The organism is Humitalea rosea, assembly GCF_003253705.1.
Classification (GTDB): Bacteria; Pseudomonadota; Alphaproteobacteria; order Acetobacterales; family Acetobacteraceae; genus Humitalea; species Humitalea rosea.
This window is the reverse complement of record NZ_QKYU01000054.1, coordinates 1-8087: the sequence shown is the minus strand read 5'-3', so window position 1 is coordinate 8087 and position 8087 is coordinate 1. Positions and strand designations below refer to the sequence as shown.

5 protein-coding genes and 1 pseudogene are annotated in these 8087 nt (G+C 63.9%); 1 reads left to right on the top strand and 5 read right to left on the bottom strand.

The window, feature by feature from the left end; translation table 11 throughout:
- The first annotated feature begins 147 nt into the window (after window positions 1–147).
- Window positions 148–1212: an NAD(P)-dependent alcohol dehydrogenase gene (locus C8P66_RS23180; protein ID WP_245903762.1), complete on the top strand. Its 1065-nt coding sequence runs from the start codon at window positions 148–150 to the stop codon at window positions 1210–1212.
- 373 nt (window positions 1213–1585) lie between these two features.
- Here the strand turns inward: C8P66_RS23180 and C8P66_RS23170 are convergent, their stop codons facing one another.
- The 5 genes and pseudogenes from C8P66_RS23170 to C8P66_RS23150 form a co-directional block, all read right to left on the bottom strand.
- A complete protein-coding gene (locus C8P66_RS23170) occupies window positions 1586–3937 on the bottom strand; it encodes an FAD-dependent oxidoreductase (RefSeq protein ID WP_111400650.1) in 2352 nt (783 codons plus the stop codon).
- 142 nt (window positions 3938–4079) lie between these two features.
- Window positions 4080–5216, bottom strand: coding sequence for a polyhydroxyalkanoate depolymerase (phaZ, locus tag C8P66_RS23165; protein WP_111400649.1), 1137 nt, complete (start codon window positions 5214–5216; stop codon window positions 4080–4082).
- 172 nt (window positions 5217–5388) lie between these two features.
- The gene (locus tag C8P66_RS23160; RefSeq protein ID WP_111400648.1) at window positions 5389–7179 is read right to left on the bottom strand and encodes a PHA/PHB synthase family protein; all 1791 of its coding nucleotides are present in this window, start codon (window positions 7177–7179) and stop codon (window positions 5389–5391) included.
- A complete protein-coding gene (locus C8P66_RS23155) occupies window positions 7176–7784 on the bottom strand; it encodes a TetR/AcrR family transcriptional regulator (protein WP_111400647.1) in 609 nt (202 codons plus the stop codon). Before C8P66_RS23155 ends, C8P66_RS23160 begins: the two co-directional genes overlap by 4 nt.
- 193 nt (window positions 7785–7977) lie before the next feature.
- Window positions 7978–8087, bottom strand: a pseudogene (locus tag C8P66_RS23150) (IS1595 family transposase); the annotation flags it as partial.

The window sequence follows — 8087 nt, the reverse complement described above, 5'->3', positions numbered from 1 at the left end:
TCTGACGATCCGCTCCACGCATCATACCGCCCCCAATCCACAGAATCAGCGAATCAGATCAACACCGGTTTGAACAGCCGAATTTCCGCAACCTGCTAGGCGCCCCCCGACCCTGCATTTCGAAGGAGCATGCTGATGCCAAAGACCATGAAGGCCACCGTCTTCGTCGAATCCGGGAAGATCGAGTTGCGCGAGAAGCCGGTCCCCGAGGTCGGCCCGCTCGATGCGCTGCTCCGCATCACGACAACGACCATCTGCGGCACCGACGTGCACATCATGAAGGGGGAGTACCCCGTCGCCGCCGGGTTGACCATCGGCCATGAGCCGGTCGGCGTGATCGAGCGCCTGGGGTCGAGCGTGAAGGGCTACCACGAAGGCCAAAGGGTGATCGCGGGCGCCATCACCCCGTCCGGCTGGTCCAATGCGTGCCTCTGTGGGCGATGCAGCCAGGACGGGGCAGGCACGAAGCACGGGTGGCGGCCGATGGGCGGCTGGCGCTTCGGCAATACGATAGACGGCTGCCAGGCGGAGTACGTGCTGGTGCCCGATGCCATGACGAATCTGGCCCCGGTGCCGGACGAACTGACCGACGAGCAGGTGCTGATGTGCCCCGACATCATGTCCACCGGCTTCTCCGGCGCCGAGAGCGGCAAGGTGCATATCGGCGATACCGTGGCCGTCTTCGCCCAGGGCCCGATCGGCCTCTGCGCGACCGCCGGGGCGAAGCTGATGGGCGCTACCACCATCATCGCCGTGGACCGCGTGCCCGAGCGGCTCGCCATCGCGCGCCGCCTCGGCGCCGACCATCTGGTGGACTTCTCCAGGGTCAATCCCGTGCAGGAGATCATGCGCCTGACGGATGGGCGCGGCGTCGATGTGGCGATCGAGGCGCTCGGCACCCAGGCCACCTTCGAATCGGCCATGCGCGTGCTGCGGCCGGGCGGGACGCTATCCTCCCTCGGCGTGTATTCGACCGACCTGACCATCCCGTACGACGCGTTCGCCGCCGGCCTCGGGGACCATACCATCGTCACCACGCTCTGCCCGGGCGGCAAGGAGCGCATGCGACGGCTGATGGAGGTGATCGCGAACGGGCGGCTCGACCTCAAGCCCCTCGTCACGCATCGCTTCACGCTCGACCAGATCGTCGAAGCCTATGACCTCTTCAGCCATCAGCGGGACGGCGTGATGAAGGTCGCGATCACGCCGTAGCCGCAAGGGAGCGGCGCCATGATGTCGGCTCGATCGTGGCAGGGTGCGCGGACGCCCTGATCGTGCCGAACATCGAGGCCGGGACCATGTTGGCCAGGCAACTCGCCTGCCTCACCAATGCCCGGTCGGCGGGCATTGCGATGGGGGAACGGGTGCCGATCATCCTGACCAGCCGTGCCGCCGCAGTGCCGGTCGTCCGGCACGGGAGGAGAAAGGCCGGCGAGATGATGCGAGCGCTTCTCATGCTGATGACCGGACCGAATAGCGATGGAAGGCGTCCACCAGGGCGATCCAAAGACGGGCAGCAGGCCAAATGGAGAAGCGGCTCAGCTCATGGAGGTGGGCGTCTTTACGAACTCTCGCGACTTGTGATTCACGAGGGGGGAGAGGTATCTCGGGAAATTGGGCCAGTTGAGCCACCGTGAATGACTTTCCTGGCGACCGCGTAACCTTCGGTTTGATGCGATCGGATGGCTTTGTATGAAAAATCATAGTCCAGGGAGGCAGGCTCCCGGTCTTGTCCTTGCCGCATGAACCGCGTGATGTTCGTCGCGGCGCCATCGCCCATGAGTTGAATATACGCCGGCAAATGCTTGATCCTCGCGATCTCCGCCGGATCGCAATGGGTGAGGATGTGATCGATGAGCCTGCGATAGGCGCTGATCGTTTCGCGATGATGCAGGTCGCTTCTGATCCGTTCGGAATAGACGATCTCGTCGCGTCGGAGCAGCACCTCCATCATGTTGGTCGGAAGCGGACTTGTGCCCGAGAACAGATCGACGATGAAAACGCGCTTCCCATCCGGACCGCAGCGATCGATGAGAAGATCAAGCGGTGAGTTGCTGACGATGCCGCCGTCCCAGTAGGCCTTGCCGTCGACGACCGTCCAGGGAAACCCGGGCGGCAGGCTGCCGCTGGCCAGGACATGCTCGGGAGTGAGATCGTCGACGTAGCTGTCAAAGACTTCAAGCTCCGCCGTAGTGACATTGACGGCGCTGAGAAGCAGCCGCACGGGGCTGGTCTTGAGAGCCGCGAAATCCACGTATTTCGCAAGAAGCTCCTTCACCGGCGCGGTGTCGTAGTAGCTCGTCCAGTGCATCGGGAATTCGGTGCGAAAACAGAACGGCGGCATCCAGCGGGGCCGGAAAAAGCGCGGCACGCCGAATGTCAGGATCTGCCATGCCGCGGCCATTCCCTCTCCGCAACCCAACGGCAGATCCGCGGTCGCGACGGCCAGATCAGCCCAGAATGCTTCGAGGGCGGGCGTCGCGTGACGCGGGTTGCTGGCGATGATCGCGCCGTTGAACGCGCCGATCGAAACGCCGGCGACGATGTCGGGGAAAATCCGCTCCTCTTCCAGCGCCTTGACGACACCGCACTCGAAGGCGCCGAGGGCACCCCCGCCCTGAAGGACCAGTGCGGTCTGCGTGGGAAGATGGTCGAGGGGAAAGGCCGGATCACACAGCCGGTCCTTGATCGCGCGCAGGTTTGCCCGATGGCGGATCAAGCCTTCGGCAAGCCGGGTTTCATCGACAGGCCGGCCTATCGAGAACAGCGCACGCGGCACGTCGCCCTTGAGATAGAACAGCGCGAAGGATCGGGTCTCGATCTCGCCCCGGCTGATCCGTTCTTCCGCCTCCGCGGGCCAGCCGAGCATGTTGAAACCGATATCGCCGATCTCGCAGAAGAAATAGGAAACCTCGTCATAGGGCAGCCGGCGTCCCACCATGTTCCTGGCGGCAAGGCGCCCCTGCTTCACCGCATTGTCCCAATGTTCGATGTGGCGCTGCCGCGCGAAGACGGGGTCATAGAAGGTCGTGACATCGCCGGCCGCGAAGACATCCGGCGCGCTCGTCCTGAGCAGCGCATCGACCACGACGCGCCCCTCCTCGAGGGCAATGCCGCTGCCCCGCAGGAATTCGGTGGCCGGCACGATACCGATGCTGATGACCACAAGCTCGCAGGGTATCCGCCGCCCGGATGTTGTTTCGAGTTCCTGGACATGGTCCTGGCCCCGCAGAGCGGCGGCCGTGTCGTTCAGCACCACCGACACTCCACGACTTTCGACATGGCGCCGGAAGTGGGCGGAGAGGTCATCGGATTCGAGATGAGGGAGAAGTCGCGCACCGAACTCGATGATGGTGACTTCAAGGCCGCGCTCGACCAGCGACATGGCGATTTCCATCCCCAGAAAGCTGCCGCCGAGCACGACGGCACGCCGGGCCTGGGCGGCGGCCCGCCGAACCATCTCGGCGTCGGCTTTCTGCCGCAGGGTATGGACTCCGGCGAGATCCGCGCCAGGGACGAGAAGCGGCCTGGCTGTCGCGCCGGTCGCGATCAGGAGCCGGCCATAGCCGATCCGTTCTCCGGTTGCGGTCGTTACCGCGTGGTTCCCCGGATCGACGGAAGTCACCCGCGTATTGAGTTGCAGATCGATCGCCTTGTCGCGATAGAAGCTTTCGGGGTTTACGAAGATCTGCCGCTCGTTGCCGGCATCGAGCAGCATCTGCTTGGACAGAGGCGGCCGGTGATAGGGCGGCACGTCTTCCTGTGACAGGATCAGGATCGAACCGGCCGCTCCTTCCGATCGCAGCGTCTCGGCCGCGACGGCGCTGGCGACGCCGCCTCCGACCAGCAGGAAATCGATATGTCGCGGCTGGGGCCGCGCGTTGCCACCTGTCGCCGCGCTATCCGTCGCCGCCTGGTTCGGCTCAAGTTCCACCATTATGATGTGAGTCCTTCACACAATATATTGCCAGGTTGCGCCTGAACGGGATGAGTGGGAGCGGCCTTCCTGAGCGGTAAAGCAATTCTCTTCCCTGTCGGTGGGCGTGAATTGCCGTGCAGGATGCGCGCGTCCGAATGGCTCAATGTGCATTGTCCCAAATGAAGCGGCTGATATGCGGAAGAACCTGCTGTCGCCAGCGGGAGCCGAAGAACAGCCCCAGATGACCCGTGTGCGGGCAGAGAAAATGGCCACGCCGTTCGGCGGGAATCCCGACACAGAGATCATGGGCGACATGCGTTTGACCCGGTCCCGAGATATCGTCTGCCTCGCCTTCGATGGTCAGCAGCGCGGTTTCCGTGACGCGTTCGGGATCGACGATTGTGCCCTGCCAGGCCAATTGACCCTCTGCCAGGGCGGCCCGGTGGAACAGCTGAGCAACCGTGTCCAGGAAGAATTCCGCCGGCACATCGTCGATCGAGAAGAAAAGTTTGGCGAATGGATGGCCTGCAGCATCGCTGCCGTCGTCATGGAAGAACTTGGCGAGAAGTTCGCCACCGCTCGCGCAATGACGGAACAGATAGGTCGAAAGCATCATCAACTCGGTGCTGCCCGGATAGACACGCCGGTTGTGCCCTCGCCGGGAGGCGGGAACGGTGGAAATGGAACATGTCTCGAACCATGCCGGAGGCAGGCTGCGTGTCAGGCGATCGAGCCGGGTCGGGTTGATGCGCGTGTCGAGCTTGCCGCCCAGGAGCGTCAGCGTCGCGGGCCGCCCCGGATCCTCCGCGAGGATCGCCGCCGCTGCCAGCGCCGGCAAGGCGGACTGGCAAAGTCCGATCACATGGGCTCCAGCCCCGAGATAGCGGATCATCTCGACGACATAGGTGATGTTGTCTTCGAGGCCGAACGCACCGTCGCTGAGCGGAACGTCGGCGGCGTCTTTCCAGGCGAGACAATGGACGTCGTGCCGGGGCAATAGTCCAAGGATCATGTCGTAGAGAATTTCCGCCCTCATGCCCGAGAGCGGCGCCACGAGGAGAATCGGGGGCCTGTGTCCGGCCAGGTCGGATTCGAAATGCAGAAGCTCGCCAAATGATTTTTCGACTACGCTTCGTTCCCGAAGGCTCACCACCTTGCCGTCAATCACTACATGTTCAATGCCGATCCTGGGACCGAGCGGTCGATCGCGTTGTGTCGCGGGGCCGCTGATGTGCGCTCGGGGGCGACCGGCGCGTTGGGCCTGTTCCTCTTCCGCAGCGTGCTTTTTATGCGGCATTGGAAGCTGCCCCGCAAAGATCGATCTCACACCGATTCACGGCTGCCTCGCTGCATGATGCAGCAGATCCACGTCCCCCGAGGCTGCGGCGATCCCCACCAGGGAGGCTGTGCCCGCGGGGCCGCAGCGCATTGAAGGCGTGATTGGTGAGGAAATCCCGGGTCATCGCACCTCATCGCTGCAAGACGTAGGAGCCCGGTGCGTCCTCGATCGGCGGATAGCCTTTGGCCGGGGCGCCCATGCCGGGGGGCGGTACGGAGTCCGGCGAGGATTGGGCACCGAGCCATTGCGTCCATTCGATCCACCAGGAGCCGTCCTTCCGCTCCGCCGCGAGAAGCCACTCCTCTGCACCGAGATCGAGGTCGGCGGCGTGCTTCGTGGCGACACGGAAGCGGCGCCGGGGATGACCGGGCTCGCTGACGATGCCGGCATTGTGGCCGCCGCTGGTCAGGACGAAGGTGACGTCGGTGTCGGTGAGCTGGTGGACCTTGTAGACGGACCGCCAAGGCGCGACGTGGTCGCGCTCGGTGCCGACGACGAACATGGGCGCGCGGATGTTCTGGGGAACCGCAGGGCGGCCGTCGACCATGAAGCGGCCGGCCGCCAGCTCGTTGCCGAGATAGAGACGGCGCAGATAGTCGGAGTGCATGCGGTAGGGCATGCGGGTGGAGTCCGCGTTCCACGCCATGAGGTCGATCATCGGCGCGCGCTCGCCCATCAGATACTCGCGCACATGACGCGACCAGACGAGATCGTTGGTGCGCAGCAGCTGGAAGGCGCCGGCCATCTGGTCGGAGGAGAGATAGCCCCGGTTCCACATCATGCTGTCGAGGAAATGCATCTCGCTGTGGTCGATGAAGAGGGCGAGCTCGCCGGACTCGGTGAAATCGATCTGGGCGGCGAACAGGGTGACGGAGGCGAGCCGGTCGTCACCGGTCCGTCCCATGGCGGCGGCGGCGATCGCGAGCAGCGTGCCGCCGAGGCAGTAACCGGTGGCATGGATCTTCCGATCGGGAACGATGGCGCCCACTGCATCGAGGGCGGCCATCACGCCCATGCGCCTGTAGTCGTCCATGGTGAGGTCGCGGTCGGCGGCGTCCGGATTGCGCCAGGAGACACAGAAGACCGTGTGGCCTTGCTCGACCAGATGGCGGACCAGCGAATTCTCCGGCGATAGATCGAGGATGTAGTATTTCATGATCCAGGCTGGGATGATCAGGATCGGCTCCGGCCGGACCTTGTCGGTCGTCGGGGCGTATTGGATCAGTTCGATCAGGTGGTTGCGGTAGACGACCTTGCCGGAGGTGACAGCGACATCCTTGCCGGGAATGAAACCGTCGGCTCCGACCGGTGGCTTGTTGGTGGCCGCTCGGGTGGCGTCTTCGACGAAGTTGCGCCAGCCCTGGACGAAATTCGCACCACCGGTCTCAAAGGCCCTGGCGACGACCTCGGGATTGGTGAGCGGATTGTTCGAGGGTGAGAACGTATCGAGCAGCTGGCGGGCGAGGAAGGAGACGACGTGCTCATGGTGCGGTGTGACACCGGGCACTTCGTGGGTGACATTGTGCCACCATTGCTGATTGAGCAGAAACGCCTGGGCGAAGGCGGCGTAGGGCTGCTTCCTCCAGCCCTCCGCCGCAAACCGATAATCTCCCGGCAGCGGCTCGATGCACGGCGGCGTATCGGGATGGGTGCTGGCCGCGGCGAGGTAGCCCAGAAGGCGGCCTATCTTGCGCGCCGCCTTGTTGACGAGTTCCGCGCGCTTGCCCGGGGCGGCCGCCAGATGAATTGACCAGTCGAAGAATGCGAGCGCAAGGGAGGCCGGCGAAAAGCCGGCCGTGAACTGCGCTATGAACACGTTGGTCATGCGGTCGATGGCGCGAAACCCTTCGGTGCCGACGCTCTGTTCGCCCGCCGCGACAACCGACGTCGAAGGCTTGGCGGCGGAGTCTGCTGCCGTCATCGATTGTCTCCTTCCGCCGCGCCTGCGGCCACATCATGGGGACGGTCGCCGATCAGAACCTTGAGGAGTTGGATGGTGAGCTGCTGAATCTCTCCGTCCTCCGTATCGAGCAGCGGCTCGATACGGAGGATATCCCGGAGGACACCGATCCCGAGGAGCACGGCGGCGATCATCGAGGCGCGCCGCGCGGAGGACGGATAGGTCATCTTTGAAATCGGCTCGATGAAATCGGCCAGAGTGCTGTCGTGCAGGATCCTGGAGGCTTCGCGGCTGCTCAGCGAGCGCATGAGGATGTCGAGCGGTCCGACCTCGCCGTTGTCATGCATCGCCTGACGAACAAGAATCTCGGCCGAGAGCCTGGCGGCCAGCAGGCCCGGCGGACCGCCAAGGAAACGTTCCGGGCGCGTCGTTGCGCGGACAGCGTCGGCGAAGAGCAGTTCCTTCGAGCCGAAGGAGCGGTGCACATGAGCGACATCGATACCGACATCGGCGGCGATCGCCCTGAGCGATGTGTCCTCATAGGACTGCCGCCCGAACCGCAGGATCGCCGCCTCGAGGATCTGCTCGCGCTTGGCTGCTGCGGCGCGGGCGGTGGATCGGGCCATGAGAACTCGATATTTCGTTGGCGTTTTTCAAACCTACCGATATGATAAAAATTAGTCAACACGCGTTGCGCTAAATCAATGGCGGCCTCCACCTTGGCCATAAGATGACAGCGTCAAAGACTTTCCTTGGAAGGATTCCGTTGTCATGGCCACCGAAACGACAGTGCCGAAAGGTCAAACCGTGCCTATCCGGTTAACGCAGACACCCACCACATGTAGGGTGCGTCCAAGCGCCGGAATATAGCTCGGCGTAGGTCGGCGCCTGAACTCTGCCGGCGATACCGAGCAGCGAACGGAAGGCAT

Excerpts from the sequence above, each read along its gene's own strand:
- C8P66_RS23155 (WP_111400647.1), bottom strand. The coding sequence starts at position 7,784 with ATGGCCCGATCCACCGCCCGCGCCGCAGCAGCCAAGCGCGAGCAGATC.
- phaZ (WP_111400649.1), bottom strand. The coding sequence starts at position 5,216 with ATGCCGCATAAAAAGCACGCTGCGGAAGAGGAACAGGCCCAACGCGCC.
- C8P66_RS23160 (WP_111400648.1), bottom strand. The coding sequence starts at position 7,179 with ATGACGGCAGCAGACTCCGCCGCCAAGCCTTCGACGTCGGTTGTCGCG.
- C8P66_RS23170 (WP_111400650.1), bottom strand. The coding sequence starts at position 3,937 with ATGGTGGAACTTGAGCCGAACCAGGCGGCGACGGATAGCGCGGCGACA.
- C8P66_RS23180 (WP_245903762.1), top strand. The coding sequence starts at position 148 with ATGAAGGCCACCGTCTTCGTCGAATCCGGGAAGATCGAGTTGCGCGAG.